The sequence below is a fragment of the Streptomyces sp. NPDC002574 genome (genome assembly GCF_042889545.1).
In the GTDB taxonomy this organism is placed as follows: domain Bacteria; phylum Actinomycetota; class Actinomycetes; order Streptomycetales; family Streptomycetaceae; genus Actinacidiphila.
Genome location: NZ_JBIARB010000003.1, coordinates 16,644 through 42,163, shown reverse-complemented (window position 1 = coordinate 42,163; position 25,520 = coordinate 16,644). Strand labels below are relative to the sequence as shown.

General features: G+C 72.6%; 27 protein-coding genes. 12 read left to right on the top strand and 15 right to left on the bottom strand.

The features are described from left to right. Nucleotides 1–63: 63 nt before the first annotated feature. The 7 genes from ACFYXS_RS07115 to ACFYXS_RS07085 form a co-directional block, all read right to left on the bottom strand. Nucleotides 64–1,662 (bottom strand): dipeptide ABC transporter ATP-binding protein, encoded by a 1,599-nt coding sequence (locus ACFYXS_RS07115; RefSeq protein WP_389244802.1) that lies wholly within the window; start codon nucleotides 1,660–1,662, stop codon nucleotides 64–66. Then, nucleotides 1,659–2,648, bottom strand: a complete 990-nt coding sequence (locus tag ACFYXS_RS07110; protein ID WP_389245790.1) for an ABC transporter permease — start codon at nucleotides 2,646–2,648, stop codon at nucleotides 1,659–1,661. Before ACFYXS_RS07110 ends, ACFYXS_RS07115 begins: the two co-directional genes overlap by 4 nt. A gap of 5 nt (nucleotides 2,649–2,653) precedes the next feature. After that, nucleotides 2,654–3,649 (bottom strand): ABC transporter permease, encoded by a 996-nt coding sequence (locus tag ACFYXS_RS07105; RefSeq protein ID WP_389244799.1) that lies wholly within the window; start codon nucleotides 3,647–3,649, stop codon nucleotides 2,654–2,656. Next, the gene (locus ACFYXS_RS07100) at nucleotides 3,646–5,361 is read right to left on the bottom strand and encodes an ABC transporter substrate-binding protein (RefSeq protein ID WP_389244797.1); all 1,716 of its coding nucleotides are present in this window, start codon (nucleotides 5,359–5,361) and stop codon (nucleotides 3,646–3,648) included. Before ACFYXS_RS07100 ends, ACFYXS_RS07105 begins: the two co-directional genes overlap by 4 nt. Nucleotides 5,362–5,516: 155 nt before the next feature. Then, nucleotides 5,517–5,636 carry an Ms4533A family Cys-rich leader peptide gene (locus ACFYXS_RS07095; RefSeq protein ID WP_389245788.1) on the bottom strand — a complete coding sequence of 40 codons (120 nt, stop codon included), beginning with the start codon at nucleotides 5,634–5,636 and terminating at the stop codon, nucleotides 5,517–5,519. Between the two features lie 40 nt (nucleotides 5,637–5,676). Further along, a complete protein-coding gene (locus ACFYXS_RS07090) occupies nucleotides 5,677–7,059 on the bottom strand; it encodes a DUF3152 domain-containing protein (protein WP_389244795.1) in 1,383 nt (460 codons plus the stop codon). A 4-nt stretch (nucleotides 7,060–7,063) separates the two neighbouring features. Then, the gene (locus tag ACFYXS_RS07085; RefSeq protein ID WP_389244793.1) at nucleotides 7,064–8,038 is read right to left on the bottom strand and encodes an alpha/beta fold hydrolase; all 975 of its coding nucleotides are present in this window, start codon (nucleotides 8,036–8,038) and stop codon (nucleotides 7,064–7,066) included. A gap of 229 nt (nucleotides 8,039–8,267) precedes the next feature. Between ACFYXS_RS07085 and ACFYXS_RS07080 the strand changes: the two genes are divergently transcribed. The 4 genes from ACFYXS_RS07080 to ACFYXS_RS07065 all read left to right on the top strand — a co-directional run bounded on the left by ACFYXS_RS07080 (nucleotide 8,268) and on the right by ACFYXS_RS07065 (nucleotide 9,997). Continuing rightward, the gene (locus ACFYXS_RS07080; RefSeq protein ID WP_389244791.1) at nucleotides 8,268–8,513 is read left to right on the top strand and encodes a hypothetical protein; all 246 of its coding nucleotides are present in this window, start codon (nucleotides 8,268–8,270) and stop codon (nucleotides 8,511–8,513) included. Between the two features lie 100 nt (nucleotides 8,514–8,613). Next, a complete protein-coding gene (locus ACFYXS_RS07075) occupies nucleotides 8,614–9,249 on the top strand; it encodes a TetR/AcrR family transcriptional regulator (protein ID WP_389244789.1) in 636 nt (211 codons plus the stop codon). Nucleotides 9,250–9,365: 116 nt separating this feature from the next. Continuing rightward, the gene (locus ACFYXS_RS07070) at nucleotides 9,366–9,596 is read left to right on the top strand and encodes a DUF3107 domain-containing protein (RefSeq protein WP_319665118.1); all 231 of its coding nucleotides are present in this window, start codon (nucleotides 9,366–9,368) and stop codon (nucleotides 9,594–9,596) included. 122 nt (nucleotides 9,597–9,718) lie between these two features. Further along, nucleotides 9,719–9,997 carry a hypothetical protein gene (locus tag ACFYXS_RS07065; RefSeq protein ID WP_389244787.1) on the top strand — a complete coding sequence of 93 codons (279 nt, stop codon included), beginning with the start codon at nucleotides 9,719–9,721 and terminating at the stop codon, nucleotides 9,995–9,997. A 35-nt stretch (nucleotides 9,998–10,032) separates the two neighbouring features. On the opposite strand, the gene ACFYXS_RS07060 is transcribed toward ACFYXS_RS07065, so the two are convergent. Further along, on the bottom strand, nucleotides 10,033–10,767 hold the full coding sequence (locus ACFYXS_RS07060) for a ferritin-like fold-containing protein (RefSeq protein WP_319665121.1): 735 nt from the start codon (nucleotides 10,765–10,767) through the stop codon (nucleotides 10,033–10,035). 407 nt (nucleotides 10,768–11,174) lie between these two features. Between ACFYXS_RS07060 and ACFYXS_RS07055 the strand changes: the two genes are divergently transcribed. Next, nucleotides 11,175–12,947, top strand: coding sequence for a DEAD/DEAH box helicase (locus ACFYXS_RS07055; RefSeq protein ID WP_389244784.1), 1,773 nt, complete (start codon nucleotides 11,175–11,177; stop codon nucleotides 12,945–12,947). 144 nt (nucleotides 12,948–13,091) lie between these two features. Beyond that, complete coding sequence (locus tag ACFYXS_RS07050; RefSeq protein ID WP_389244782.1) at nucleotides 13,092–14,009, top strand: alpha/beta fold hydrolase; 918 nt, start codon at nucleotides 13,092–13,094, stop codon at nucleotides 14,007–14,009. Here ACFYXS_RS07050 and ACFYXS_RS07045 read toward each other — a convergent pair. Continuing rightward, the gene (locus tag ACFYXS_RS07045) at nucleotides 14,006–14,914 is read right to left on the bottom strand and encodes an NYN domain-containing protein (RefSeq protein ID WP_389244780.1); all 909 of its coding nucleotides are present in this window, start codon (nucleotides 14,912–14,914) and stop codon (nucleotides 14,006–14,008) included. The two genes, ACFYXS_RS07050 and ACFYXS_RS07045, sit on opposite strands and share 4 nt — an antisense overlap. A 223-nt stretch (nucleotides 14,915–15,137) precedes the next feature. Here ACFYXS_RS07045 and ACFYXS_RS07040 point away from each other — a divergent pair, with 223 nt between their 5' ends. After that, nucleotides 15,138–15,293: a hypothetical protein gene (locus ACFYXS_RS07040; RefSeq protein ID WP_319665580.1), complete on the top strand. Its 156-nt coding sequence runs from the start codon at nucleotides 15,138–15,140 to the stop codon at nucleotides 15,291–15,293. Between the two features lie 74 nt (nucleotides 15,294–15,367). Here ACFYXS_RS07040 and ACFYXS_RS07035 read toward each other — a convergent pair whose 3' ends face one another. The 4 genes from ACFYXS_RS07035 to ACFYXS_RS07020 all read right to left on the bottom strand — a co-directional run bounded on the left by ACFYXS_RS07035 (nucleotide 15,368) and on the right by ACFYXS_RS07020 (nucleotide 18,410). Then, the gene (locus ACFYXS_RS07035; RefSeq protein ID WP_389244778.1) at nucleotides 15,368–15,982 is read right to left on the bottom strand and encodes a MarC family protein; all 615 of its coding nucleotides are present in this window, start codon (nucleotides 15,980–15,982) and stop codon (nucleotides 15,368–15,370) included. 4 nt (nucleotides 15,983–15,986) lie between these two features. Next, nucleotides 15,987–16,865, bottom strand: a complete 879-nt coding sequence (locus ACFYXS_RS07030) for a PHP domain-containing protein (RefSeq protein WP_389244776.1) — start codon at nucleotides 16,863–16,865, stop codon at nucleotides 15,987–15,989. A 95-nt stretch (nucleotides 16,866–16,960) separates the two neighbouring features. Further along, nucleotides 16,961–17,599, bottom strand: coding sequence for a DUF6758 family protein (locus ACFYXS_RS07025; RefSeq protein WP_389244774.1), 639 nt, complete (start codon nucleotides 17,597–17,599; stop codon nucleotides 16,961–16,963). Between the two features lie 118 nt (nucleotides 17,600–17,717). Further along, nucleotides 17,718–18,410, bottom strand: coding sequence for a suppressor of fused domain protein (locus ACFYXS_RS07020; RefSeq protein WP_389244772.1), 693 nt, complete (start codon nucleotides 18,408–18,410; stop codon nucleotides 17,718–17,720). 437 nt (nucleotides 18,411–18,847) lie between these two features. Between ACFYXS_RS07020 and ACFYXS_RS07015 the strand changes: the two genes are divergently transcribed. Further along, the gene (locus tag ACFYXS_RS07015; protein WP_389244770.1) at nucleotides 18,848–19,963 is read left to right on the top strand and encodes a magnesium and cobalt transport protein CorA; all 1,116 of its coding nucleotides are present in this window, start codon (nucleotides 18,848–18,850) and stop codon (nucleotides 19,961–19,963) included. Nucleotides 19,964–19,970: 7 nt separating this feature from the next. Here the strand turns inward: ACFYXS_RS07015 and ACFYXS_RS07010 are convergent, their stop codons facing one another. After that, the gene (locus tag ACFYXS_RS07010; RefSeq protein ID WP_389244768.1) at nucleotides 19,971–20,915 is read right to left on the bottom strand and encodes a DMT family transporter; all 945 of its coding nucleotides are present in this window, start codon (nucleotides 20,913–20,915) and stop codon (nucleotides 19,971–19,973) included. A gap of 127 nt (nucleotides 20,916–21,042) precedes the next feature. Between ACFYXS_RS07010 and ACFYXS_RS07005 the strand changes: the two genes are divergently transcribed. After that, on the top strand, nucleotides 21,043–21,564 hold the full coding sequence (locus tag ACFYXS_RS07005) for a hypothetical protein (RefSeq protein WP_389244766.1): 522 nt from the start codon (nucleotides 21,043–21,045) through the stop codon (nucleotides 21,562–21,564). 6 nt (nucleotides 21,565–21,570) lie between these two features. On the opposite strand, the gene ACFYXS_RS07000 is transcribed toward ACFYXS_RS07005, so the two are convergent. Next, a complete protein-coding gene (locus ACFYXS_RS07000) occupies nucleotides 21,571–22,269 on the bottom strand; it encodes a hypothetical protein (RefSeq protein WP_389244764.1) in 699 nt (232 codons plus the stop codon). Between the two features lie 165 nt (nucleotides 22,270–22,434). Between ACFYXS_RS07000 and ACFYXS_RS06995 the strand changes: the two genes are divergently transcribed. From ACFYXS_RS06995 to ACFYXS_RS06985, 3 genes are all read left to right on the top strand, one after another. Further along, nucleotides 22,435–23,748, top strand: a complete 1,314-nt coding sequence (locus ACFYXS_RS06995) for a magnesium transporter MgtE N-terminal domain-containing protein (RefSeq protein ID WP_389244762.1) — start codon at nucleotides 22,435–22,437, stop codon at nucleotides 23,746–23,748. After that, nucleotides 23,741–24,235: a DUF1003 domain-containing protein gene (locus tag ACFYXS_RS06990; protein WP_389244760.1), complete on the top strand. Its 495-nt coding sequence runs from the start codon at nucleotides 23,741–23,743 to the stop codon at nucleotides 24,233–24,235. The genes ACFYXS_RS06995 and ACFYXS_RS06990 overlap by 8 nt, the downstream gene beginning before the upstream one ends. A 71-nt stretch (nucleotides 24,236–24,306) precedes the next feature. Beyond that, nucleotides 24,307–25,464 (top strand): Mrp/NBP35 family ATP-binding protein, encoded by a 1,158-nt coding sequence (locus ACFYXS_RS06985; protein WP_319665564.1) that lies wholly within the window; start codon nucleotides 24,307–24,309, stop codon nucleotides 25,462–25,464. Nucleotides 25,465–25,520: the final 56 nt, after the last annotated feature.

Genomic DNA, 25,520 nt, shown 5'->3' with positions numbered 1-25,520 from the left:
CCCTCGCCCCCGGCCCGCGCACGTCGCGCGGGCCGCGCCCATCCTGCCCCAGGGGCAGGACGGTCACGCCACGCGGACCCGGTCCGCGCGACGGGCCGCCGCGGCGGCGGGGTCCAGGACCGGTACGGCGGCCAGCAGACCCTGGGTGTAGGGGTGTTCGGGGGCGTCGTAGATCCGGTCGGCGGGCCCGTGCTCCACGATGCGGCCCGCACGCATGACGGCGACGCGGTCGCTGACCTGCCGGACGACGGCGAGGTCGTGGGCGATGAAGACCAGCGCGATGCCGAGTTCGCGCTGCAACTCCCCCAGCAGTGCGACGACCTGGGCCTGCGTGGTGACGTCCAGGGCGGAGACGGGCTCGTCGCAGACGATGAGCCGGGGGTCGGGCGCCAGGGCCCGTGCGATGCCGACCCGCTGCCGCTGCCCGCCGCTGAACTCGTGCGGGTAGCGGTGGTACCAGGCCGGGTCGAGCCCGACCCGTTCCAGCAGTTCCCGCACCCGGGCCCGCACGGCCGCGTCGTCGAGGACCCCGGCCGTGCGCAGCGGGTCGGCGATGGACTCGCCGATGCTGCGCCGGGGGTTGAGCGAGGAGACCGGGTCCTGGAACACCATCTGCAGCCCGGTCCTGCCGCCCTCGTGCCGGATCCGGCCGGCGGTGGGCTCCAGCAGGCCGACGAGCATCCGCCCGAGGGTGGTCTTGCCGCTGCCGGACTCGCCGACGACGCCGAGGGTCTCGCCGGCGCGCACCGTCAAGGAGACGTCGTCGACGGCCGCGAACCGGGCGCCGCGCCGGCCGAACTCCCGGCGCAGGCCGGTGGCCTCCAGCAGGACCTGCCCGCTGTCCGCGGGCGCGGCCGGCGTCCGGGCCTTCTCCACCCGCGGCACCGCCGCCACCAGGTCGCGGGTGTACGCCTGTTCCGGCGCGCCGAGCACGTCGGCGACCGTGCCGCGCTCCACGGCGCGGCCGTCCTTCATGACCAGGACCTGGTCGACGCTGCCCGCCACCACGCCCAGGTCGTGCGTGACCAGCAGCAGTCCCATGCCGGTCTCGCGGCGCAGTTCGTGCAGGAGGTCGAGGATCTGCGCCTGCACGGTGACGTCGAGGGCGGTCGTCGGCTCGTCGGCGATCAGCAGCCGGGGCTCGCAGGCCAGTGCCATGGCGATGAGCGCCCGCTGCCGCATGCCGCCGCTGAACTCGTGCGGGCGTGAGCGCGCGCGGCGCGGCGCGTCGGGGATGCCCACCCGGTCGAGCACCTCGACGGCCCGCTGCCGGGCCGCGCGGCGCGAGGCCTTGGGGTGGTGGACGCGGTGCACCTCGGCGATCTGGTCGCCGACGGCGAAGTAGGGGTCCAGCGAGGACAGCGGGTCCTGGAAGACCATCGCGGCCAGTCCGCCGCGCAGCCGCCGCAACTCGCGCTCCTGCGCGGTCTGCACGTCGATCCCGGCGACCCGCACCGAGCCGCCGATCTCCGCGCCGGTGCCGCGGTGCAGCCCGAGCAGGGCGTAGGCGGTGGCGCTCTTGCCGCTGCCGGACTCGCCGACGACGCCGAGGGCGCCGCCCGCCTCCAGGGTGAAGGAGAGCCCGTCCACGGCGCGGACCGTGCCGGACCCGGTGGGGAAGTCGATCGTGAGGTCCGTGACCTCGATCAGCGGTGACGTCATGCCAGCACCACCCGTCGGTCGGCCACCGCGTACAGCACGTCCGCGAGGGCGTTGGCGAGTACCACGAAGAAGCCGGTGACCAGCACCAGGCCGACCACCACCGGCAGGTCCTCGGTGCTCACCGAGTCCACCAGGCTCTTGCCGAGCCCCGGGATGCCGAAGAGCGACTCGGTGAGCACCGCGCCGCCGAACATCGTCCCCAGGTCCAGCGCGGACAGCGCGATGACCGACGGCAGGGCGCCGCGCAGCGCGTGCCGGCCGATGACGGAACGCTCGCGGACGCCGTAGGCGCGCAGCGTGCGCACATGGTCCTCGGCGAGCGTCTCCAGCATGGAACTGCGGGTCAGCCGTGCGTACTTGGCGCTCTCCAGAATGGCCAGCGAGAGCCAGGGCAGCAGCAGGTTCCACGCCCACTGCTCGGGGTCCTCGGTGAGCGGGACGTACGACGGGAAGGGCAGCCAGCCCAGCACCGAGACGAACAGCAGCATCAGCAGGATGCCGATGATGAAGACGGGCACGGCGTTGCCCGCGAGGGTCAGCGTGGTCAGCAGCCGCTCGCTGAGCCCGCCGTGGCGCAGGGCCGACAGCAGTCCGCTGCCGACGCCGATGACCAGCCACAGCACCATCGCGCCCAGGGAGAGCGAGGCGGTGGCCGGCAGCCGCTCGGCGAGCAGGGAGGTGACCTGCTCGCCGCTCTGGTAGGAGAAGCCGAGGCACGGGGCGCCGCAGTGCTCGGTCCCGACGCCGGTGCTGACGTCCGTGCCGGCCACCAGGCCGTGCAGGAAGTGCAGGTACTGCGTGTAGGCCGGGGAGTCCAGGCCGAGTTGCGTGCGCACCTGGTCGACCTGGTCGGCGCTGCACTTGGGCCCGCAGGCCAGCCGCGCCGGGTCGCCGGGCAGGAGGTAGAAGAGCGCGTAGACCACGACGCTCAGGACGAGGAGGACCAGCAGCGCCGCCAGCAGCCGCTGAAGCGCGAACCGGGTCATGGCCATCAGGAATCCGCCTTCTTCCGCCGCCGCCGTGCGAGCACGCGGATCCGGCTGGCCGCCCGCGGGTCGAGCGCGGTGCGGACCCCGTCGCCGAGCGCGGTGAACGCCAGCACGGTGACGAAGATCAGCCCGGCGGGCAGCAGCACGTACGTGGGATCGGCCTGGTACCAGGTGGTGGCCGAGGACAGCATCTGCCCCCAGGAGGGCGTGGGCGGCTTCACACCGATGCCGAGGAAGGACAGCCCCGCCTCGGCGGCGATGTTGCCCGGCACCAGGAGCGCGGTGTACGTCACCACCGGCGCGGCCAGCGACGGCAGCAGCTCGCGGCGGGCGACCCGCCAGCGGCCGGCCCCGCCGAGCCGGGCGGCGGCCACGTAGTCCAGGGACTTGAGGCTCAGGGTCTGGGCGCGGACGATGCGGGAGGTGCCGCCCCAGCCGAGCAGGCCGAGGACGAGGATCAGCAGCACCGGGCGCGGGAACCCGGCGGGGACGATCGCCAGCAGCGCGATCGAGAAGACCAGCGTGGGCAGCGCGAGCATCACGTCGGTGGTCCGGCTGAGCAGACCGTCCAGCGCGCGGTTGCCGAGTCCGGCGGCCAGGCCGACGGCGACGCCGATGACCACCTGCACGACGGTGGCGCCGACACCGATGCCGAGCGAGATCCGGGCGCCGAGGACGAGCCGGGCGAACAGGTCGCGGCCGGTGCCGGGTTCGACACCGAGCCAGTGGTGGGCGCTCACGCCGCCGAAGGAGCCGAGCGGGACGCCGCCGAGGGCGGAGTCGACGGCCGAGGCGTGGTACGCGTCCGGGTCCTGCCCCTCCAGGGCGGCGAGCAGCGGGGCCGCGAGGGCCACCAGGACCAGCAGGGCGATCACGGCGACCCCGGCGAGGGCCGCGCGCTGGGCGCGCAGCCGTCGCCAGACCTGCCGGGCGCCCGGCGCGGCCTCGGAGTTGTCCGAGGCCGCGCCGGGCGTCACCAGTACGTCGGTGGTGGTCACTTGACCGCGACCTGCGCGACGTCGAGGACACCGGTCCAGTCGCTGATGACGACGTTCTTGACGTCCTTGCCGTACAGGCGCTTGTAGACGGGGTGCACCAGCGGCACGGTCAGCGCCTGCTCACCGATCTTCTTGTCCAGCGCGCCCCAGCGGGTGGCGGCGGCCTGGAGGTCGGTGAGCTTGTTGATCTCGTCGATCTCCTTGTTCACCGCCGGGTCGTCCAGCTGCGCGTTGTTGTAGTTGTAGCCGTCCTTGACGATCTGCCGTCCGTCGAAGATCGGGGCCAGGAAGGGGCCACCGGACGGCCAGTCGGCGCCCCAGCCGGTGAGGAAGAAGCCGGGCTCGGTCTTCACTCCGTGGATCTTCTCGCTGTAGGCGCTGGACTCCAGACCGTCGAGCTTGACCGTGATGCCGGCCTTCTTCAGCGCGTCCTGCAGGGCGGTGGCGACCTCCGGGCCCTGCTCGTCACCGGTGCTGGAGTCGTGGGAGAGGGTGACGGTCAGGCCGTTGGGGTAACCGGCCTCCTTCAGCAGCTCCTTGGCCTTGGCGGCGTTGCCGTTCGCGCCCGCGGGGAACGGGTCGTACGGGGCGTAGCCGAAGGACTTCTGGGCCGGCAGGAAGGTGGTGGCGGCCTCGGCGAGGGAGGAGCCGCCCAGGGCGTTGACGACGGTGGTGCGGTCGGTCGCGTAGGCGATGGCCTGGCGCACCTTCGGGTTGTCGAAGGGCTTCACCTTCGGGTTGAAGGCGATGTAGTCGGTGTAGCCGAAGTGGCCCGTGCCGACCCGGCTCGCCAGCTCCTTGTCGCCGGTGATCTTCGCGAGCTCGGCGGCGGTGAGGTTGGTGTCGGTGGTGACGGCGGCCGCGTCCTTGCCTGCGCCGGAGGACAGCCGCTGGTTGATCACGGCGGCGGCGAGGCCGGACTGGACGTCGATCGTGTCCGGGTAGGCCTTGCGCTCCGCGTCGGTCTTCGGGTCCCAGTGGGTGTTGCGTTCCAGGACCAGGTGCTGCCCGTCGTTCTGGTTCGTCACGACCTTGTAGGGGCCGGAGGAGAACGGGTGGGTCTCGTACTTGGTGCCGGTGTCCTTGGCCTGCGGCACCGGGGCGAAGGAGGTCTGGGTGGCCAGGAACGGGAAGTCGCCCTCGGGCTTGTTCAGGTGGAAGACGATGGTCTTCGCGTCCGGGGTCTCGATGGAGTCCAGGCCGCCCTTGTCCTTGTAGGGGCCCTGGTAGTCCGTGCCGCCGATCAGCCAGTCCCGCAGGTACGGGGCGCCGCCGGACAGCTCGCCGGCGAAGGACCGCTCGATGCCGTACTTGATGTCGGCGGTGGTGATGGCCGAACCGTCCTCGTACTTCAGGCCGTCCTTGAGGTGGTACGTCCAGACGGTGGCGTCCGCGTTCGGCGTGCCGGTGTCCGTGGCCAGGTCCGGGACGACCTTGGCGCCGGGGGCGCCGTCCTCGCGGTTGCGCGTGGTCAGGGTGCGGAAGACCAGGCCGGGTATGTTGCCGCCGCCGGAGGTGTAGAGCCGGGCGGGGTCGAAGTCCTCCTGCGGCGACTGGTTGAGGACGTAGAGGGTGCCGCCCTTGGCGGCCTTGCCGCCGCCGGTCGCCTTGGCCCCGTTCTCCTCCGGGCCGCACGCGGCGGCGCCACCGGTGATCGCCAGGACGACGGCGGCCGCGGCGAGGCGGCGGGGTGTGACGGACAACTTGGACATCAAGGAGACCTTTCGCGGCTGCGAGGTGAGGGGCGGGGCGGATGAGGCCCGCAGGCAGCGGCGAACAGTCCTGTCAGGAGGACCGGTGAAATACGTGCGTCAAGCACTGCGCCCACGGGCTGATGGCTCCGGGGGCGGTGAAGGGGAGATTCCCGTTACGCGCCCGGCACCGTGGAAGGGCGACACGCAATGTCGGCCACGCTCTGCCCGGCCACGCCGATGAGCGCCAGCTCGAAGCTGGCGTCGGCGTCAGTGGCAGGACTGTGCGGTGGCATGCCGCAAACATTGAACGATGAATCGCTGGATGTCAAAAATCTATCCACGGGGGTAGGGCCAGGCGTTCGGCTTGCAGGTCAGCCCGTCGATGGTGAGGAACTTGGTCTGCTGCATCATCACCGGGGCGAGGGCCCCGTTCTTCGGGCACAGCACGTGGTTGTGGCCGAGCCGGTGCCCCACCTCGTGGTTGATCAGCATCTGGCGGTAGGCGTGCATCCTCGCCGGGCCGTAGGTCGTGGACCCCTGCGCCCAGCGGAAGGCGTTGATCATGGTGCGCGGAGTGGACGCCGCGTCACATGACACATTGTCAACTGTCGTGTCCAGACCGGATTCCGCGCACACCTTCGCGGTGGTTCCGGGACTCGCCAGGGTAATGACGATGTCCGCGTGCCCCGATGACACGCGCTCGAAGGTGCGGGCTCCGTCGTGCGCCCAACTCCGTTTGTCGTTCAGCGTCGTGAAGACCGCGTCGGCGAAGAGCCGGCCGTCCAGCGGCAGGCCCTTCTCGACGTCGACCCGCACGCGCAGCAGCGTGCCGCCGCCGGGCGCCTTCTGGTGGCCGCCGACGGTCTGGAAGGCGCCGCCCAGGTGCAGGTCCTTGCCGAGCGGGTACTGCCGGGCCATCGCCTGGTCGTAGGTGAGCGGCGCGGCGGCGACGGAGGGCGAGGTCGAGGGGGTCGCCCGGTCCTGGGACCGGGACGCGGAGTCCTCCGCCGCCCGGGACGCCTCGGCGGTGCCGGCCGCGGCCGCACGCTTCCCGTCGTGGCCGCCGTACAACTGCCCGGCCACCACGACGGCCAGGACGGTGACCACCGCGGCTGCGGCCGTTCCGGTGAACGCGCGCCCCTTGGAGCCCTTCTTCGGAGCGTCCTCGGCATCGTCGGCGTCGCCGTCGGCGGCCTCGTCCGGCGACCCGGGGGCCGGCGGCGCGGCGGCGTCGAACGCCGCGACGAAGTCCTTCCGCGGGCCGGGTATTCGCCGCCCGGGCGGAGGCGGGGCCGTGCGCTGGCGCGGCAGCAGCCCGGCCCGCCGGCCGTCGGTATCGGCGGGGTCGGCAGCGTCGGCGGGGTCGTCCGTGGCCTGCAGGTCCTCCGGCACCAGCGCCGAGTCCGCGAGATCCGCCGGCCGTGTGCCCCGCGGGGTGCGCGGCGGGGCCCAGGAGCCGGACCGGCCCCAGGCGGAGTGCTCCCGGTGCTCCGGGTGCCCGTGCCCGGAGCCCTCCTGGCGGTCCCTGGCGGTGTCACCGGGCCGGAAGCCGTCCCAGCCGCCGGGAGCCGGGGTGCCCGGCCCGGCCGGACGCGGCGGCACCGTGGTGGTCGGGCCGCCGCGCCTGCGGCGCCCGTTGCCCGAGCCGCCGGATATGCCGCCGGTCGTGTCGTCGCGGCGGCCGTCGCGGCCGCCCGGTGCGCTGTGCCTGCCCATGCCGTCAGTGATCCGTCCGCGCGTCCGTGTCCGTGGCGTCCAGCAGCTCGCGGAAGGCCCGCGACACCGCGTCCGGGTGCTCCATCATCGCGACGTGCCCGCTGTCGGGGAGCAGCAGCAGCCTCGCGTCCCGGAAGGTACGCGCGGCACGGTACGCCATCCGGGGGGCGACGAGCCTGTCCCGCCCTCCGTACACCAGCAGCGTCGGCGCCAGCACGCGCTCGGCCTGCCGCCACAGATTGTGCTGCCCGCCCAGCGTGTAGGCGTCGATGATGCCGCGCGCGGAACGCGTCAGCGCGTCCCAGAAGTAGGGAAGGGCCAGCCGCCGCTCGTACTCCTTGGAGTGCGCGGTGAAGGCCTCCTCCGTCACCTTCCGCGGGTCGCCGTAACAGAGCGCGAGCAGCTGCTGGGTGCGCCGGTCCACCGTCCAGTCCCGGGTCGCCCGGGTGAAGAGCGCGGCCACGCCGGGCACCCCGAGGATGCCGGTCGGCCAGGCGCTGCGCTGCGGCGGCACCTCGGGCAGGGCGGGCGAGATCAGGGTGAGGGTGCGGACGAGGTCGGGCCGGGCGGCGGCCACCTTGGTGGCCACCGCGCCGCCCAGGGAATTGCCGAAGAGGTGCACCGGACCGCGCCCGGAGGTCTCCACCAGGCGCACGACGGCGCGCGCGTGCCCCCCGATCGAGTAGTTGCCGTCGTCGGGCGGCGGCGAGTAGCCGAATCCGGGCAGGTCGAGGGCCTCGCCGCGGACCCGGTCCGACAGCACGCCCATCAGCACCGACCAGTTCAGGGAGGAGCCGCCCAGACCGTGCACGAAGAGTGCGGGGGCCAGCCCCTCGTCCTCGTCGGCACGCGATCGGACGGTCAGTGTCAGGCCGGGCAGGGACACCACGCGCACGCTCTCGCCGTCCCCGGCTCTCGGCCCCGAAGGCGGCAGAGGCACGGCGGCAAGTGCGGCTTCTGGGGACTCCGTCGAGGACATGGGGCAATGTTACGAGACGATCACGCGTACGCTTGTGTGTTCGCCCTCACACGCGCCGCCCGGATTTTTTCGCCCCTCCCGTCACTCTGCGGGGGCCGATGACGTCTCCTACGCTCGCAAGAGGGGAACAAGGGGAAACAGACGGACGAAGCGAGAACAGCGCTGGCGGCCGGGTGGTCCCCCCGCGAATACCGGGGACCACCGATTCCGGACAGGAAGGGAGGTGCCCGTGTCCGACGACATCGAGACATTCAACGGTGACCTCGCCGAGATCACCGACCTCACCGACATCACCGACGACCTGGAGGACACGGAGGCCGACATCGAGGCCCCCGAGTACGACATCGCCGAGCAGCACCTCGAGCTGCTGCAGCACCGCGATGTCCCGATCACCGAACGGCCCGACGACGCCGATCCGGCGGATGTCGCGGAGCAACGGCGGGTGGTGGAACTCGACGAGGACGACTACCGGTGAGTTCCACTTGGTGAGAATGTGCGTTCGCACAGCGCATGGCCCCACTACCGAAAAGTACGATGGCACCCGCAGCGCAGAACGACATCACTTGGGAGGCGGCGTGACAGCCATCGAGCGGACTGAGGCGCGCCCTCGCGGCACACGCCTGCCGCGCCGGGCCCGGCGTAACCAGCTGCTGGGCGCGGCCCAGGAGGTGTTCGTCGCCCAGGGCTACCACGCCGCCGCGATGGACGACATCGCCGAGCGGGCGGGCGTGAGCAAACCCGTGCTCTACCAGCACTTCCCCGGCAAGCTGGACCTCTACCTGGCCCTGCTGGACCAGCACTGCGAGGCCCTGCTGGACGCGGTGCGCACGGCCCTGGCCTCCACCACGGACAACAAGCAGCGCGTGTCCGCGACCATGGACGCCTACTTCGCGTACGTGGAGGACGAGGGCGGTGCCTTCCGGCTGGTCTTCGAGTCGGACCTCACCAACGAGCCGGCGGTGCGCGAGCGCGTCGACAAGGTCTCGCTGCAGTGCGCCGAGGCGATCTGCGAGGTCATCGCCGAGGACACCGGGCTGGCGACGGAGCAGTCGATGCTGCTGGCCGTGGGCCTCGGCGGCGTCTCCCAGGTGGTGGCCCGCTACTGGCTCTCCAGCGGCAGCTCCATGCCCCGGGACACAGCGGTGCAACTGCTGACCTCACTGGCCTGGCGCGGCATCGCCGGCTTCCCGCTGCACGGCACCGAGCACTGACTGTTCGCTGAGGGCGTGCCCGTCGGCCGATCGGCGGGGCGCGGGCGCGGCTAATGTGTCCTGCGTACGGCGCGAATCACCGCGCACACCGCAGACCGTTCGGAGGGACGAAAGCCGTGGAGGTCAAGATCGGCGTGCAGCACGCGCCGCGTGAGATCAGCATCGAGAGCGGGCAGACGGCCGAGGAAGTCGAGAAGGCCGTCGCCGAGGCCCTCACGGGCACCGGCAAGCTGCTCAGCCTCACCGACGAGCAGGGCAAGCGCGTGCTCGTCCCGGCCGACCGGCTGGCCTACGTGGAGATCGGCGAGCCCGCCCAGCGCCGCGTGGGCTTCGGGGCCCAGCTCTAGCCGGACCCGGCTACGGAGCACGACGGCGGGTCACCCTCACGAGGGGGGTGGCCCGCCGTTTCGCGTTCCCTTCCGGAGGGGTAGGACCCGGAGCGACCGTCACCTCAGGGAGGGGCCGCCGCATGCTGTGGGAAACGATCGCGTTCGCCGCCGCCGGGCTCGTCGTCGCGTGGGCCGCGACCAGGCTGCTCCCCCGGCGCCGCCTTCCCGCGACACCGTTCGCGCTGGTCACCGGCCCTGTCGCCGCCCTCGTCGGCGGTTCCATCGCCCGTACGGTGCTCGGCTCCGCGCTCTTCCCGCTCAACCTGACGCTGTCCGTGGCCGTGGCGGCCGCGCTGCTGTCGGTGCTGGTCCGCCGGCCCCGGGCGGAACGCCGCCGGCCGGCGCCCCGCCCCGCGTAGGTCCCCCGGAGTCCGGAGGCGAACCGAGCCCTCGATCAAGCGGACAGGCCCAGGGCGGCCATGCGCTTGGTGTGGGCCTCGGTGATCCGGGTGAACATCCGGCCGACCTCGGCGAGGTCGAAACCGTCGGCCACGCCGCCCACCAGCATCGTGGAGAGCGCGTCCCGGTCGGCGACCACCCGCTGCGCCTGCGAGAGGGCCTCGCCCATCAGCCGTCGCGCCCACAGCGCGAGCCGGCCGCCGAGCCGCGGGTCGGCCTCGATCGCCGAGCGCACCTTCTCCACGGCGAAGGAGGCGTGGCCGGTGTCGTCGAGCACGGCGAGCACGAGCTCACGGGTGTCGGTGTCCAGCCGGGCCGCGACCTCGCGGTAGAAGTCGGAGGCGATCGAGTCGCCCACGTAGGCCTTGACCAGGCCCTCCAGCCAGTCCGAGGGCGCGGTCTGGCGGTGGAACTCGTCCAGCGCCGCCGCGAAGGGCTCCATCGCCTGGGTCGGGGCCGCCTCGATCGCCGACAGGCGGTCGCGCAGCTGCGCGAAGTGGTGGAACTCGGCGGACGCCATCGCGGCGAGCTCCGCCTTGTCCTCCAGGGACGGCGCGAGCTTCGCGTCCTCCGCCAGCCGCTCGAACGCGGCCAGCTCCCCGTAGGCGAGCGCCCCCAGCAGATCCACCACCGCGGCGCGGTACTGGGGATCGGCGGACGCGGCGGCCCAGTCCTGGGCCGCGATGGTGGGAGCGTCGGGGGTCTCGGCGGGGGTCTCAGGCGTCTCCATGGTGCGCACAATAGCCAACCCCACCAGCCCGGCAACCATCCCGTACGACCCCGCCACGCGGAAGTCCCCGGGGGTCCCGTCCCGCATCCCGGAAATCGGACCACCTCGGCTGTGTGATTCCGGGGTACAGTGGTATGAGCCCGCCAGGTGAACCGGCGGGTAATTTGTGAACGAGCACAAATGGATGCCCGGTCGGTGGCCCGATCGGCTCCTACCGACCGCCCTCCCCGCGTCTGGGGAGGGGCCCACTTCGCGGCGCACGCGAGGGCAGCGGTCCCGCGCACCTCGGCCGCCCATGGCCGTACGACACCCCGCGCGGTCAGCGCAGTTCCCTGCGTTCGACCCTCCCCGCTTCACAGCACGGCGCCGCGCCCAGAAACAGAAGAGGCAGCATCCTGACCACCACCATGACCTTCCGTGACCTGGGGATTCTCCCCGAAACCGCCGAGGCCCTCGAAGCCGTGGGCATCGTCACCCCCTTCCCGATCCAGGAGATGACCCTCCCGGTCGCCCTGGCGGGCAACGACGTGATCGGCCAGGCCAAGACCGGCACCGGAAAGACCCTGGGCTTCGGTCTCCCGCTGCTCGAGCGCGTCGTCGTCCCGGTCGACGTCGAGGCCGGCCGCGCCCGCCCCGAGGACGTCGTCGACGGCCCGCAGGCCCTGGTGATCGTCCCCACCCGCGAGCTGTGCCAGCAGGTCACCAACGACCTGCTGACCGCCGGCAAGGTGCGCAACGTCCGCGTGCTGGCCATCTACGGCGGCCGCGCCTACGAGCCGCAGGTCGAGGCCCTGAAGAAGGGCGTCGAGGTCGTCGTCGGCACTCCGGGACGGCTGCTGGACCTCGCCGGCCAGAAGAAGCTCAGCCTCCGCAATGTGCGCGCGCTGGTGCTCGACGAGGCCGACGAGATGCTCGACCTCGGCTTCCTCCCCGACGTCGAGAAGATCATCAACATGCTGCCGGTCAAGCGGCAGACCATGCTCTTCTCCGCGACGATGCCGGGCGCCGTGATCGGCCTGGCCCGCCGCTACATGTCGCAGCCCACGCACATCCGCGCCACCTCGCCGGACGACGAGGGCGCGACCGTCGCCAACACCACCCAGCACATCTTCCGTGCGCACTCCCTGGACAAGCCGGAGCTCGTCTCCCGCATCCTCCAGGCCGAGAGCCGCGGCCTGGCGATGATCTTCTGCCGCACCAAGCGCACCGCGGCCGACCTGGCGGAGCAGCTGGAGCAGCGCGGCTTCGCCTCGGGCGCCGTCCACGGCGACCTCGGCCAGGGCGCCCGCGAGCAGGCGCTGCGCGCCTTCCGCAACGGCAAGGTCGACGTACTGGTCTGCACCGACGTCGCCGCCCGCGGCATCGACGTCGAGGGCGTCACGCACGTGATCAACTACCAGACGCCGGAGGACGAGAAGACCTACCTCCACCGCATCGGCCGCACCGGCCGCGCGGGCGCGTCCGGCACCGCGATCACCCTGGTCGACTGGGACGACATCCCGCGCTGGCAGCTGATCAACAAGGCGCTGGACCTGCCGTTCAACGACCCGGAGGAGACCTACTCCACCTCGTCCCACCTCTACGAGCTGCTGGGCATCCCGCAGGGCACCAAGGGCGTCCTGCCGCGCGCGGAGCGCACCCGTGCCGGGCTCGACGCGGAGGAGATCGAGGACCTGGGCGAGACCGGCGGCCGCGGCCGTGGTCGTGGCGGCCGCAAGTCGGCCGCTCCCGTGGCCGAGACCGAGGAGCGGCCGGCCCGCACCCGTGCCCCGCGCCAGCGTCGCCGCACCCGTGGCGGGAGCCCGCTGGCGGAGGGCGCCGCCGGCGCCGAGCAGACCGCCGAGGCCGTGCTCGACACCGCCGAGGGCGCACCGGCCGGGGAGCGTCCGGCGCCGCGCCGCCGGCGCCGTACCCGCACGGGTGCGGAGTCCGCGGCAACGGCCACGACCGCCGCTCCGGTGGGCGAGGAGACGGCCGCCGCCGAGGCGCCCGCCGCGCCGCGCCGCCGCCGCACGCGTGCCGCCGCCGGTGCCACGGCCGAGGCTCCGGCGCAGACCGCCGAGGTCGCGGTCGCGGACGGCGTGACCGCTGCCGAGGGCGAGGGCGGCGAGGCCAAGGCCCCGCGCCGCCGGCGCCGTACCCGCACGGCCAAGCCCGCGGACGCCGAGACGGCGGGCTGACGCACCCCACCCGGCACTGCCGGGAGACGAGAACGACGGCGAACGGCCGGGCACCCTCCGCGGTGCCCGGCCGTTCGCCGTCGCGCGCCACGGTCGTGGCGGACACGTCGCACGACGGAAACCCGCCGCGGATAGCCTCGGCGCATGAGCCGACCGCCGTTTCTGACGCTGCCCGAGAACGTCACCGCGCATCCGCTGTCCACCGAGCGCGGTCGCTTCGCCGTCCTGGAGTCGGTCCCGCCGGCGGGGACCCCGCGGCGCGGCACGGCGCTGCTGGTGCCCGGCTTCACCGGCAGCAAGGAGGACTTCCTCGCGCTGCTGACGCCGCTGGCCGCGGCGGGCTTCCGCGCGGTCGCCGTGGACGGCCGGGGCCAGAACGAGTCGGTGGGCCCGCGGGACGAGGCGGCGTACGCGCAGGGCGAGCTGGCAGCCGACGTCCTCGCGCAGACCGCCGCGCTGGGCCCGGACACCGGCCCGGTCCATCTGCTGGGGCACTCGATGGGCGGCCTGGTGGTGCGCGCCGCGGCGATCGCGGCCGCGGCCTCGGGGAACGGTCTGCCGTGGGCGTCCCTGACCCTGATGAGTTCCGGCCCCGCGGCGATCGAGTCGGCCCAGCAGGCGCGCACGAAGCTGCTGCTGGAGGCGCTGTCCGTGATGGACATGGAGAGCGTGTGGCGGCGGATGCGCGAGCTGGACGCCCAGGACCTCGAAGGAACAGCAGGAACCGCGGGCGCTTCCGGCGAGATCGAGGAGTTCCTGCACCAGCGGTGGCTGCGGACCGTGCCGGAGCAGCTGACGGCGACCGGCAGGCAGCTGATCGCGGAGCCGGACCGGGTGGCGGAACTCGCGGCGGTGGGGCTGCGCACCCTGGTGCTGTCCGGCGCGGTCGACCACGCGTGGCCGGTGCCGTGGATGGACGGGATGGCTGCCCGGCTGGGCGCCCGGCGGGTGGTCATCGAGGGCGCGGAGCACTCGCCCAACACGGAGCGGACGGCGGAGACGGCCGCGGCCCTCGTCGGTTTCTGGACCGGGGAGCCCGCGGGCGGTGCCGACAGGGCTTAGAGCCTGGCCTGCAGGTGCTCCCAGAAGCCGTCGCGCAGGACGCGCCGCAGGTCGGCGTGGCCGCGCAGGGAGATGTTGAGCATGCCCTCGGCCTCGACGAGCAGTTCCTGGTCGTAGGCGGGCGGCAGGTAGGGGTGGCCGGGCAGCAGCTCGGCCAGGGAGTCGCGGCCGCGGGTGGCCAGCCACTGGGAGGCGACCCGGGCCCCCACGAAGTGCACGTCCTCGCGGGTGGGGATGGGGCCGGTGGGGATGGGCGCGTCGCCGTAGATCGGCGACGTGCGCCGGGTGATGTACGGCTTGCAGAAGTCCAGGTCGAGCGTGCGCAGGCTGTCGACCTCCCAGAGCAGGGGGTCGGCCTGGTTGCGTCCGTCGGCGGCCTCGATGCCCCACAGGTGGACGCGGGCGCCGTAGCCCTGGGCGGCCTCGACCGCCGAGACCAGGTCCTCGTCGCCGCCGATCAGCACGGCGTCGGAGATCGCCCGGTGCCGGGCCAGCGACTCCAGGTCGCTGCGGATCAGCGAGTCGACGCCCTTCTGCTGCCGGCTGGCGTTGAGGTTGCCCAGCCGCACCTTGACGTCGGGCAGCTCGGCGATGCGTTCCTGCTCGGCGCTGTGGATGCGGCGGCGGGCCCCGTCGTACCAGTAGACCCGCAGCAGCCGGCTGTCCGGGAACAGCTTGCGGGCCCGGTCGATGAAGGCCTCGATGATCCCCTCGGCGTCGAGTTCGAAAGCCCTGCGGTCCTCGGTGCCCGCGACGAGGCGGCCGGCGGCGGCGTACACGTACCCGGCGTCCACGAACACAGCGTGGGTCGCCGGGGTCGTGGCGACCTCGGCGAGGACCCGTTGCAGGAGCTCGTTGGTGCGCTCGATGCCGGCGGCGATGGCGGAAAGGGCTTCGTCTTCCATAGAACTCACATTGTCCGGCGCCCCGGTCCGCACACACAACCGGAACCCGGGCCACCACGGACCGTTGTTACCGGCAGGTAGAAGACGGCCGGAAGATTTTCCTTAGGACAGGGAAGGTTTTCGCCGCGGCAACAGTTGTGGATACATGAATGACCCACGCAGGTAACGGCTGCGAAGCAGCCCCGTACTCCAATGGAGGAGTGCCCGGACGAAGGGAGAAGCCATGAAGACCATGCGCTTCGAGATCATGCGCCTCAACGACCAGGACGGTCGCGCCGTCGACTGCACGGTCGTGGACGCCGCCTCCGTCGATCAGATCGTTCAGCAGGCCGCCGCGATCGGCCAGCGCATCTACATCCGCCCGGTCGAGCTGGCCTGACGGACCCCGCGGAAGGGCCCCGTACGCTGCGGCTGCGGGGCCCTCGTCGTGCCCGCACGACGGGAGACGGACCGTCAGCCCTCGCCGCGGATGAAGCCGAAGACGCCGTTGGCGATCTGCTGCACCGCGATCGCGGACAGCAGCATGCCGGACAGCCGGGTGACCAGCACCACGCCGCCGTCCTTGATCAGACGGATGATCACCAATGAGTAACGCATCGTCAGCCAGAGCACGACGTGCATGGCGGCGATGGCGATCCACACCGACACCTGTTCACCGAAGCCGTGTGCGCGCTGCACGGCGAGGATCACCGTCACGATCGCGCCCGGCCCGGCGAGCAGCGGCATGCCCAGCGGCACCAGCGCGACGTTGACGTCCTTGGTCTGGGTCGGCTCGTCCGCCTTGCCGGTGAGCAGGTCGAGCGCGATGAGCAGCAGGAGCAGCCCGCCGGCGATCATCAGGGCGGGCACCGAGACGTGCAGGTAGTCCAGGATCTGCTGGCCGCAGATCCCGAAGACGGTGACGACGCCCAGCGCGACCGAGGCGGCCTGCCAGGCCATGCGGCGCTGGACCTTGGCCGCGCGGCCGGAGGTGAGGGCGAGGAAGATCGGCGTGATGCCGGGCGGGTCCATGATCACGAACAGCGTGACGAACACGGACCCGAACAGGGTCAGGGAGAAGAGATCCATGGGCCTAGCGGTGTGCGGGAGGGGTGAGCGGAGCCGCGCCGGTCGCCCGGCGGACGATCTCGCGGTAGACGTCGGGGTCGGTGGTGTGCTCACCGAGCCGGCAGGTCTTGCGCGTGCCGTGGTAGTCGCTGGAGCCGGTGGCCAGCAGCCCCAGCTCGGCGGCGAGGTGGCGCAGCCGGGCGCGGGTGGACTCGTCGTGGTCCATGTGGTCGACCTCGATGCCGTCCAGCCCGGCGGCGGCCAGCTCCTGGATCATGCTCTCCGGGACGACCGCCCCGCGTTTGACGGCGGCGGGGTGGGCGAAGACGACGACCCCGCCGGCGTTCTTGACCAGGCGGATCGCCGCGAAGGGGTCCAGTTCGTGCTTCTGCACGTAGGCGCGGCCGCCGGGGCCTATCCACTCGGGGGTGAACGCCTCGGAGATGCTGTCCACCAGGCCCGCGTCGATCAGCGCCTGCGCGATGTGCGGGCGGCCCACGGCGCCGTCGCCCGCGATGCGGGCCACCTGTTCCCACGTCACCGGCACGCCGTACTCGCGGAGTTTGGCCACCATGGCCTGCGCGCGGGGGGTCCGGTCGTCGCGGACGAGCTCGCGCTCGCGGTACAGCTCCGGCTCCAGCGGGTCGAAGAGGTAGGCGAGCATGTGCATGCTCACGCCGTCGTGCCGGCAGGACAGCTCTGCGCCGGTCACCAGGGTCAGGCCGCTGTCGCCGGAGGCGTGCAGTTCGTCGAGCGCCTTCCCGGCCTCGGCGTACCCGCCCACCGTGTCGTGGTCCGTGAGGGCGACCACGTCGAGCCCCGCGGCGGCCGCGGCGCGGACCAGCCCGGCCGGGGTGTCCGTGCCGTCGGACGCGGTGGAGTGGGTGTGCAGGTCGATGCGCACGAACGTCACTCCAGGGCTCTCGGTACTCGGTGCCGGCCGCCAGGGGGCGGCGGTCTTGCGATTACCAGGATAACTGTCCGGCGAGCCTCGGAATCTCAGGAGAGCAGGCGGGGGGAGAGCGCCCCGCACGGAACCAGGTCGATCTCGGCACCGGCCTCGCGCAGATCGGTCAGTATCAGCTCGTCGTAGATGAGCAGCCCGGACTCCTCGGGCCAGACGATCGCCCACAGCCACAGGCCGAACGATTCCCCGGCGAACACGGCCCGGTCCAGCGGGGTGCCCGTCACGTGCCACAGGGGGGTCGGCCGCCCCGCGGCGACCACCTTCGCCGCCGGCGGCTTGCCGATGCACATCTGCGGCCCGGGATCGGGCCCCGCGATGCCCGCGAACCGCGCGCCGAGACCGACGCCCAGTTCCTCCGCGACCAGCACCATCTCCCCCGGCCCGCCGAGCGGCCCGGGGCCGGAGCAGGCGACCGCGGTCGCCCGGCCGCCGCTGCGGTCGTCCCCCGCGGACGCGACACCGCTGAAGAGCCAGCCGACCGGCAACGGCCAGGGCATCCACACCGGGACGTGGGCCCGGCTGACGACGACGCCGAGCGCCTCGACACTGGGTGGTACGACGGGCTGCAGCGGGTACACGGCGCCGTGCTCGTCGCACTGCCAGGAGTCGGCGAAGAGGCCGGGCGCGCGGACCCGTCCACCGCACTTCGGGCAACTGGGTTCGCCCCTCATACCGCCCCACGGTCCTACCACGGCGTGCCCGCGTCAAGGACGATCACCCGTCCGGGTCCGGCAGCGTGGCGCTCGCGGGCCCGACGCGACGGCGCAACGCACCGGCGCGGCACGGCCGTCAGTCGGACAGCGGCACCGAAGCGCGCATCGGGTCGCGCAGGTCGGTGCCGGCCCGCAGCCACCGTTCCTGCAACGGCCCGGCGCCGCGCACGCGCTTCCAGGCGGCCTCGTTGGCCGTCATGGGCAGCAGCGGGAAGAAGCGGACCGGGTCCATCGGCGGATCGAGGTCGAGGTCCTCGACCAGGCCGCCGGGCTCGGCGACCAGGACGGCGGAGAACGCGGCGCCGGGCCACAGGGGTTCGCCGACGTCCAGGGAGTTGCCGGGCGCCACGACCACTCCCTCGACCTGGGGCGAGGCGGCCAGCACGGCGAGCGGGCGCAGCACCTGGTCGATGTCGGCGCCGCTCCCGGCGCGCAGGGTGAGCACGAGTTCGGCCCGCGGTCCGCGCACGGGATCGGCGACGGAGACCGACAGGGGCGCCGCGAAGGTCGAGGGGCCGGCGCCGGCCGAGGAACCGGCCGGGTCGTTCATCGGTGCACGGGACATGCCGAGCGTCACGTAGCGCACCAGTGCCCCGTCGTTCCCGCCGTGGACGTCGGGGACGTCGCGGACGTCGCGGACGTCGCGGACGTCGCGGAAACGGAGCACCTCGATGCGCTCGGTCCCGAGGAAGGTGATCGCCGCGCGCGCGTCGGGCTCCCCGAAGGACATGCGCAGCCGCGCCTCGACCAGCCCCAGTACATCGACCATGAGCCGAGCATAGAGCGCGTATGAAATGGGCAAAGGAGCGCTGTGACGCTTTGGGTGCCTGGTATGGTGAGCCGTCGGCCACGCCGGTAGAGGCGTGCTCGTTTTCCCCCAGCGGGGACAGGCCGGAGGAGGTGGGGCTGCAATGGATCCTAGTCGACCGTGCAGTACCGGCAGCTCTTCCGCCCGGCATCTCTCCTGATCCCCAGCGTTCCGTACCCGGCCACCCGGTCGTGAAACCAAGATTTTCACGGAACTCCAGAGGATTTTCGGAACACTCCGCGAGCACCCGCGTGCCCCTGTAGCCGCCCTGCCCGCCCCCTGGTCTGCCCGGGCCGCCTGCCGCCTCCGGAAGAGCTCGCTGAACTGCGCAGTGATCAACGGTGATCACCCTGCCCTGATCCGCATTTCAGTCCGGCCAGTCCGTGAAGGAGCTTGCCATGTCGATGATCCGCGACCTGCGCGCAGTCGTCCGCCCCGCCCTGCGCAAGAGCAGCACTTCGTACGACTACGGCCCGGACCGCTCCCGCAACACCACCGTGCCCAGCGCCGTCGTGGACTGCGCCGTCTACCGCGACGGCCGCCGCAGCAGCGACCACATCACTCCGCGCGAGGCGCTGGAGAAGGTGAGCGGCGGCGGCGACGAGGGCTTTGTGTGGATCGGGCTGCACGAGCCGTCGGAGCGCGAGTTCTCCGAGATCGCGGACGTCTTCGGGCTGCACCCGCTGGCCGTGGAGGACGCCGTCCACGCCCACCAGCGGCCCAAGCTGGAGCGGTACGACGACACGCTCTTCATGGTGTTCAAGACCATCCGCTACGTCGAGCACGCCGAACTCACCGCCACCAGCGAGGTGGTGGAGAGCGGCGAGGTCATGGTCTTCACCGGCCGGCAGTTCGTCATCACCGTCCGGCACGGCGGCCACGGCTCGCTGCGCGCGCTGCGCCACCGTCTCGAGGACGACCCCGAGCTGCTGGCCAAGGGCCCCTCGGCGGTGCTGCACGCCATCGCCGACCAGGTCGTCGACGACTACCTGGCGGTCAGCGAGGCCGTGCAGGACGACATCGACGAGGTCGAGATCGACGTCTTCTCCGCGCAGGGCAAGTCCCCGCGCGCCACCGACGCCGGGCGGATCTACCAACTCAAGCGCGAGGTGCTGGAGTTCAAGCGCGCGGTCTCCCCGCTGCTGCGGCCGATGCAGATGCTCAGCGAGCGGCCGATGCGCGTGGTGGACCCGGAGATCCAGAAGTACTTCCGGGACGTCGCCGACCACGTCGCCCGCGTCCACGAGATGGTCGTCGGCTTCGACGACCTGCTGAACTCGATCCTCCAGGCCAACCTCGCCCAGGCGGCGGTCGCGCAGAACGAGGACATGCGCAAGATCACCTCATGGGCGGCCATCATCGCCGTACCGACCATGATCTGCGGTGTGTACGGCATGAACTTCGAGCACATGCCGGAACTGCACTGGCGCTACGGGTACCCGATGGTGCTGGTCGCCATCGGTGGCATCTGCCTCGCCATCCACCGCATCCTGCGCCGCAACGGCTGGCTGTAGGGCGCGTTCAGCCCTTGCGGCGGTCGGCGAGGACGACCAGCGCCAGTCCGGCCAGGATCACCAGGAGCGCCGGGTACGCCGCCACGGGCGGGGTCTGGCCCAGCCAGAGGGCCGCGACCAGCGCGGCGCCCGGCGTCTCCAGCAGGATGGCCGTGGAGGTGGTCGAGGCGCCGAGGCCGCGCACCACGCGGTTGAGGATGCTGTGCCCGAGCAGTTGGGCGGCCACGGTCAGCGCGGCGAGCTTCAGCCAGGTCGTACCGGAGTAGCCGGCGAGCGCGGAGCCGGAGACGAGGCAGGCCGCCAGCAGCGCCACGGCGGTGGTGGCGTAGCAGACGAAGGTGTACGCGGTGGTGCTGACGGTCCGTCGCACCTCCGCGCCCAGCAGTACGTAGCCCGCGGCGGCGATGCCGCCGGCCAGCGCCAGCGCGTCCCCGGCCAGGGCGCGGGGCGACAGCGACAGGTCGACGCCGGTGAGGATGACCACGCCGAGGACGGCGAGGCCGGTGCCCGCCCACACCAGCGCGGGCTGCCGCTGACCGCGCAGCCGCAGGAAGAGGGTGGTCCAGACCGGCGTCGTGGTGACCATCGCCGTCGAGGAGGCCACCGAGGTCATCGACAGGCTGGGCAGCCAGAGCCCGAAGTGCAGGGCCAGCACCGCGCCCGCGGCGAGCGACATCACGAAGGCCCGCCGGCCCATGCCGCGCAGTTCCGCGCGGTTCCGCAGCAGCGCGAACGGGCTGAGCACACCCACCGCCATGGCGTTGCGCCAGAACGCGATGGCGAGCGCGGGCGCGGCCGTGGCCGCGATGAGCGGCGCCGACAGCGACACCCCGGCGATGGCCACCGCCAGCAGGGCGAAGTCCAGGGGGGCCTTGGCCTGCGGGACGGCGTCCGGGGCCTCCACCGCCGTCGTCAAAGCGGGGCTGCTGCTGGTGGGCGGCGCGGCGGACACGCGGGGTCTCCTCGGGGCGGCGGGACGGCGACCCCCATAGCGTAAGGCCCGTACCCCGCCCGAGCCCCTGTCGTCTCACGATGCGTGCGGCCGACGGCCCCGGAAGGGCAGGCAATAGGCTGGGCGCATGACGGAAAGCGTGGAGCAGCCCCTGCTGGACCGGGCACTCATCGAGGAGGCCGCGAAGAAGTCGGGGCTGCTGTGGGTCGACGGTCAGGCGCTGTGGCACGCGTGGGTGGACGGCGCGGTCGTGCTGGTCGGCGGCGGCCCCGGCGAGCAGCCGCTGCCCGGGCTCTCCCCCGGCGGCAGCGCCCTGGTGACACTCCGCAGCAAGGACAAGGGCGGCCGGCTGGTCGCCTTCCCGGCCCTGGTCTCGGAACTGCCCCCGCAGGAGGAGGCGTGGACCGCCGCCGTCGCGGAGCTCAAGGGCAAGCGGCTCAACGCGCCGGACGCCGAGACGATGACCGAGCGCTGGGCGCGCGAATGCCGCGTACTGCGCCTGGAGCCGGCGGGGGCGCCCACCGAGCGGCCCGGCCTGATGCCGGAGCACAGCGGCGCCGCGGTCCCGGTGCCCACCGCCGCCACCACCCGCCGCCCGGCTCCGGCCGGTCTGCCGAAGCTGCTGTTCCGGCGGCGCGGCCGCGGCTGAGGGCGGCTACGACGTCACGGACCGGCCGTAGTCGACGACCTCGTCCTTGTCGGGGGCTCGCAGCGTGAAGTCCTTGCCCCAGTCGGCCATGGTCAGCGTGCCCGCGCCGCCGGCCCGTTCGTAGCGCAGCGGGTAGGGCGTGCCCTCCAGGGAGACGTCGATCGTGCCGCCGCTGCCGCCGTCCGCGGTGACGGCGATGGTGCGGACGGAGCCGACCTTGCGGTGGTCGCCCAGCGCGAGGTCGCCGCGCAGCACGAAGAAGCCGTCCAGCAGCACCTCCTTGTCCGTGAAGCCGCTGAACTGGCGGTAGGCGGGATCGCCGGCGGGCACCTTGACGTACTTGTTCTTGAGCTTGGCGCCGACCTCGTCGCCGTAGAAGCCCGCGCCGGCCTTCAGGTACAGGTCCTTGCCGACCCGCAGCAGCTCGAAGGTGCTGCCCTTGGTGCTGACCTCACCGAAGCCGCCGTTGCCGCGCAGCCGCATGTCGAGGGTGTAGGTGCGGCCCTGGCTGACGACCGTGCCGGACAGCCGCACGGTGTCGGCGGTCTCCGCCGCGGTGCGGGCGCGCTTCTCGATGGTGGTGGGGGGCAGCTTGCCGACGCCGTTGGTCCCCGCGTCCGGATCACCCGCGCATCCCGTCAGCAGGGTGAGCGCCAGTGCGCACACGAGGCTCGTGAGGGCGGCTGAACGGCGGCCGGGGATCACGGTGTTCTCTTCCTCCTGCGGTCGTCGTCGCCGTCCTGAACGGCGAAGCGGAGCCGAAGCTACCGAAGCGTACCCCCGGCCGGGTGAACGGCTGTGAACGCGATGCGAAGCCCCCGTGGAGCATCCCCGCGCGCCCGGTACGACCTGCGGCGTTAGCCTGACCGCATGGCAGCCGGAACCTCCCGGGTCTTTCTCTCGCACCTGTCAGGGGTGCGGGTCTTCGACCCCAACGGGGACCAGGTCGGCCGGGTCCGGGACGTGATCGTGATGCTGCGGGTCGGCGGCCGCCCCCCGCGCGTGCCCGGCCTGGTGGTCGAAGTGGCGAGCCGGCGCCGGATCTTCCTGCCCATCACGCGGGTGACCGGTGTGGAATCCGGCCAGGTCATCACCACCGGCGTGGTCAACATGCAGCGCTTCGAGCAGCGCCCCACCGAGACCCTGGTCATCGGCGAGCTGCTGGACCAGCGGGTCACGCTGGTCGACACCGGCGAGGAGGTGACCGTGCTGGACGTGTCGATGGTGCGGCTGCCGGCCCGGCGCGACTGGGAGATCGACAAGGTCTTCGTCCGCCGCGGCAGGGGCCGCGGGCTGCGGCGCGAACTCGAAGGGCGCGTGGGCCTCGCGTGGCGCGGCGCCGGCGGGCGGCGGGGAGAGACCCTGACCGTGGAGTGGTCGGCGGTCACCGGCTTCTCGCTCGACGAGCACGCGCAGGGCGCCGAGGCGCTGCTCGCCACCTTCGACCAGTTGCGCCCGGCGGACCTCGCGGGCGTGCTGCACCACCTGTCGGCCAAGCGCCGCGCCGAGGTCGCGGCCGCCCTGGACGACGACCGGCTGGCGGACGTCCTGGAGGAGCTGCCCGACGACGACCAGGTGGAGATCCTCGGCAAGCTCAAGGAGGAGCGGGCGGCCGACGTCCTGGAGGCGATGGACCCCGACGACGCCGCCGACCTGCTCGCCGAGCTGCCCGAACCGGTGCAGGAACGCCTCCTCGGCCTCATGGAACCCCACGAGGCCGCCGACATGCGGCGGTTGCTGTCGTACGAGGAGCGCACCGCGGGCGGTCTGATGACCACCGAGCCCATCGTGCTGCGCCCGGACGCCACCGTCGCCGACGCCCTCGCGCGGGTCCGCAACCCCGATCTGTCCGCCGCGCTCGCCGCCCAGGTGTACGTCTGCAGGCCGCCGGACGAGACCCCCACCGGCAAGTACCTGGGCACCGTGCACTTCCAGCGGCTGCTGCGCGACCCGCCGTTCACGCTGGTGAGCTCGCTGCTCGACAACGACCTGGAGCCGCTGCACCCCGACACCCCGCTGCCGGCCGTCACCAGCTTCCTGGCGACGTACAACATGGTGGCCGTGCCGGTGGTGGACGAGGGCGGCTCGCTGCTCGGCGCGGTGACCGTGGACGACGTACTGGACCACCTGCTGCCGGAGGACTGGCGCGAGACCGAGCTGCACGGGGTGGCCGGGGATGAGTGACGAGCGCCCCCGGGTCCGGCTCGACCAGCCGCTGGTACGCCGGATCAGCCTGCTCCCCGCCTACGACCCCGAGGCCTTCGGGCGGCTGTCGGAGAAGATCGCCCGCTTCCTGGGGACGGGCCGCTTCATCGTCTGGATGACCGTGGTCATCATCGCCTGGGTGGCGTGGAACGCGTTCGCGCCGCCCGGGATGCGCTGGGACCCGTACCCGTTCATCTTCCTGACCCTGATGCTGTCGCTGCAGGCCTCCTACGCCGCCCCGCTCATCCTCCTGGCCCAGAACCGGCAGGACGACCGGGACCGGGTCAATCTGGAGCAGGACCGCAAGGCCAACGAACGCAGCATCGCCGACACCGAGTACCTCACCCGCGAGATCGCCGCGCTGCGGCTGGGACTCGGCGAGGTCGCCACCCGCGACTGGATCCGCTCGGAGCTCCAGGAACTGCTCAAGGACCTCCACGAGCAGGCGCGCGCCGACGCGGAGTGAGGGCGGGCGGGGCCGTGTGAACCCGACCACCGCGGGTCATGGGCCGTTCACGCGCGACGTACCATCGAGCCATGGCTGACGACACTCCCGCAGGCGCTGTCTCGCTCGACGCGGTGCGCGCCGCCCTCGCGACGGTGAACGACCCCGAGATCCACAAGCCGATCACCGACCTGGGCATGGTCAAGTCCGTCGACATCGCCGACGGCGGCGCGGTGCGGGTCGGCGTGTACCTGACGGTGTCGGGCTGCCCGATGCGAGACACCATCACCAGCCTGGTGACCACGGCGGTCGCCAAGGTCGCCGGCGTCACCGGGGTCAGCGTCGAACTGGACGTGATGAGCGACGAGCAGCGCCGCGAACTGGCCTCCTCGCTGCGCGGCGGCCAGGCCGAGCGCGAGATCCCCTTCGCCCAGCCGGGCTCGCTCACCCGCGTGTACGCGGTGGCCTCCGGCAAGGGCGGCGTCGGCAAGTCCTCGGTGACGGTGAACCTCGCCGCCTCGATGGCCGCCGACGGCCTGAAGGTCGGTGTGGTCGACGCCGACATCTACGGCCACAGCGTGCCCCGCATGCTGGGCGCGGACGGCCGTCCCACCCAGGTCGAGAACATGATCATGCCGCCCTCGGCACACGGCGTGAAGGTCATCTCCATCGGCATGTTCACCCCGGGCAACGCCCCCGTGGTGTGGCGCGGCCCGATGCTCCACCGCGCGCTGCAGCAGTTCCTCGCGGACGTGTACTGGGGCGACCTGGACGTGCTGCTGCTCGACCTGCCGCCCGGCACCGGCGACATCGCCATCTCGGTCGCCCAGCTGGTCCCCAACGCCGAGATCCTCGTGGTGACCACGCCCCAGCAGGCGGCGGCCGAGGTCGCCGAGCGCGCGGGCACCATCGCCGTGCAGACCCACCAGAAGATCGTCGGCGTCATCGAGAACATGTCCGGGCTGCCCTGCCCGCACTGCGGCGAGATGGTGGACGTCTTCGGCAGCGGCGGCGGCGAGCGCGTCGCGGAGGGCCTGACCCGTACGACCGGCGCCAACGTGCCGGTGCTGGGCCAGATCCCGATCGACGTCCGGCTGCGCGAGGGCGGCGACGACGGCCGCCCGGTCGTGCTCACCGACCCGCAGTCCCCCGCGGGCTCCGCGCTCCGCGACATCGCCGGCAAGCTCGGCGGGCGTCAGCGCGGTCTGGCCGGCATGTCCCTGGGCATCACGCCGCGCAACAAGTTCTGAGCGGCGGCTGCCGCCGCGTCAGGGGCGTCCTCCTCGTGAGGGCGCCCCTGTCGTGT

Bases quoted from the DNA above. Each gene is read 5' to 3' on its own strand.
- ACFYXS_RS07065 (WP_389244787.1), top strand. From the start codon at position 9,719: ATGCTGTGGGAAACGATCGCGTTCGCCGCCGCCGGGCTCGTCGTCGCG.
- ACFYXS_RS06990 (WP_389244760.1), top strand. From the start codon at position 23,741: ATGAGTGACGAGCGCCCCCGGGTCCGGCTCGACCAGCCGCTGGTACGC.
- ACFYXS_RS06995 (WP_389244762.1), top strand. From the start codon at position 22,435: ATGGCAGCCGGAACCTCCCGGGTCTTTCTCTCGCACCTGTCAGGGGTG.
- ACFYXS_RS07055 (WP_389244784.1), top strand. From the start codon at position 11,175: ATGACCTTCCGTGACCTGGGGATTCTCCCCGAAACCGCCGAGGCCCTC.
- ACFYXS_RS07100 (WP_389244797.1), bottom strand. From the start codon at position 5,361: ATGTCCAAGTTGTCCGTCACACCCCGCCGCCTCGCCGCGGCCGCCGTC.
- ACFYXS_RS07045 (WP_389244780.1), bottom strand. From the start codon at position 14,914: ATGGAAGACGAAGCCCTTTCCGCCATCGCCGCCGGCATCGAGCGCACC.
- ACFYXS_RS07020 (WP_389244772.1), bottom strand. From the start codon at position 18,410: ATGGTCGATGTACTGGGGCTGGTCGAGGCGCGGCTGCGCATGTCCTTC.
- ACFYXS_RS07085 (WP_389244793.1), bottom strand. From the start codon at position 8,038: ATGTCCTCGACGGAGTCCCCAGAAGCCGCACTTGCCGCCGTGCCTCTG.
- ACFYXS_RS07115 (WP_389244802.1), bottom strand. From the start codon at position 1,662: ATGACGTCACCGCTGATCGAGGTCACGGACCTCACGATCGACTTCCCC.
- ACFYXS_RS07035 (WP_389244778.1), bottom strand. From the start codon at position 15,982: ATGGATCTCTTCTCCCTGACCCTGTTCGGGTCCGTGTTCGTCACGCTG.
- ACFYXS_RS06985 (WP_319665564.1), top strand. From the start codon at position 24,307: ATGGCTGACGACACTCCCGCAGGCGCTGTCTCGCTCGACGCGGTGCGC.
- ACFYXS_RS07090 (WP_389244795.1), bottom strand. From the start codon at position 7,059: ATGGGCAGGCACAGCGCACCGGGCGGCCGCGACGGCCGCCGCGACGAC.
- ACFYXS_RS07050 (WP_389244782.1), top strand. From the start codon at position 13,092: ATGAGCCGACCGCCGTTTCTGACGCTGCCCGAGAACGTCACCGCGCAT.
- ACFYXS_RS07025 (WP_389244774.1), bottom strand. From the start codon at position 17,599: ATGAGGGGCGAACCCAGTTGCCCGAAGTGCGGTGGACGGGTCCGCGCG.
- ACFYXS_RS07110 (WP_389245790.1), bottom strand. From the start codon at position 2,648: ATGACCCGGTTCGCGCTTCAGCGGCTGCTGGCGGCGCTGCTGGTCCTC.
- ACFYXS_RS07060 (WP_319665121.1), bottom strand. From the start codon at position 10,767: ATGGAGACGCCTGAGACCCCCGCCGAGACCCCCGACGCTCCCACCATC.
- ACFYXS_RS07005 (WP_389244766.1), top strand. From the start codon at position 21,043: ATGACGGAAAGCGTGGAGCAGCCCCTGCTGGACCGGGCACTCATCGAG.
- ACFYXS_RS07095 (WP_389245788.1), bottom strand. From the start codon at position 5,636: ATGCCACCGCACAGTCCTGCCACTGACGCCGACGCCAGCTTCGAGCTG.
- ACFYXS_RS07040 (WP_319665580.1), top strand. From the start codon at position 15,138: ATGAAGACCATGCGCTTCGAGATCATGCGCCTCAACGACCAGGACGGT.
- ACFYXS_RS07015 (WP_389244770.1), top strand. From the start codon at position 18,848: ATGTCGATGATCCGCGACCTGCGCGCAGTCGTCCGCCCCGCCCTGCGC.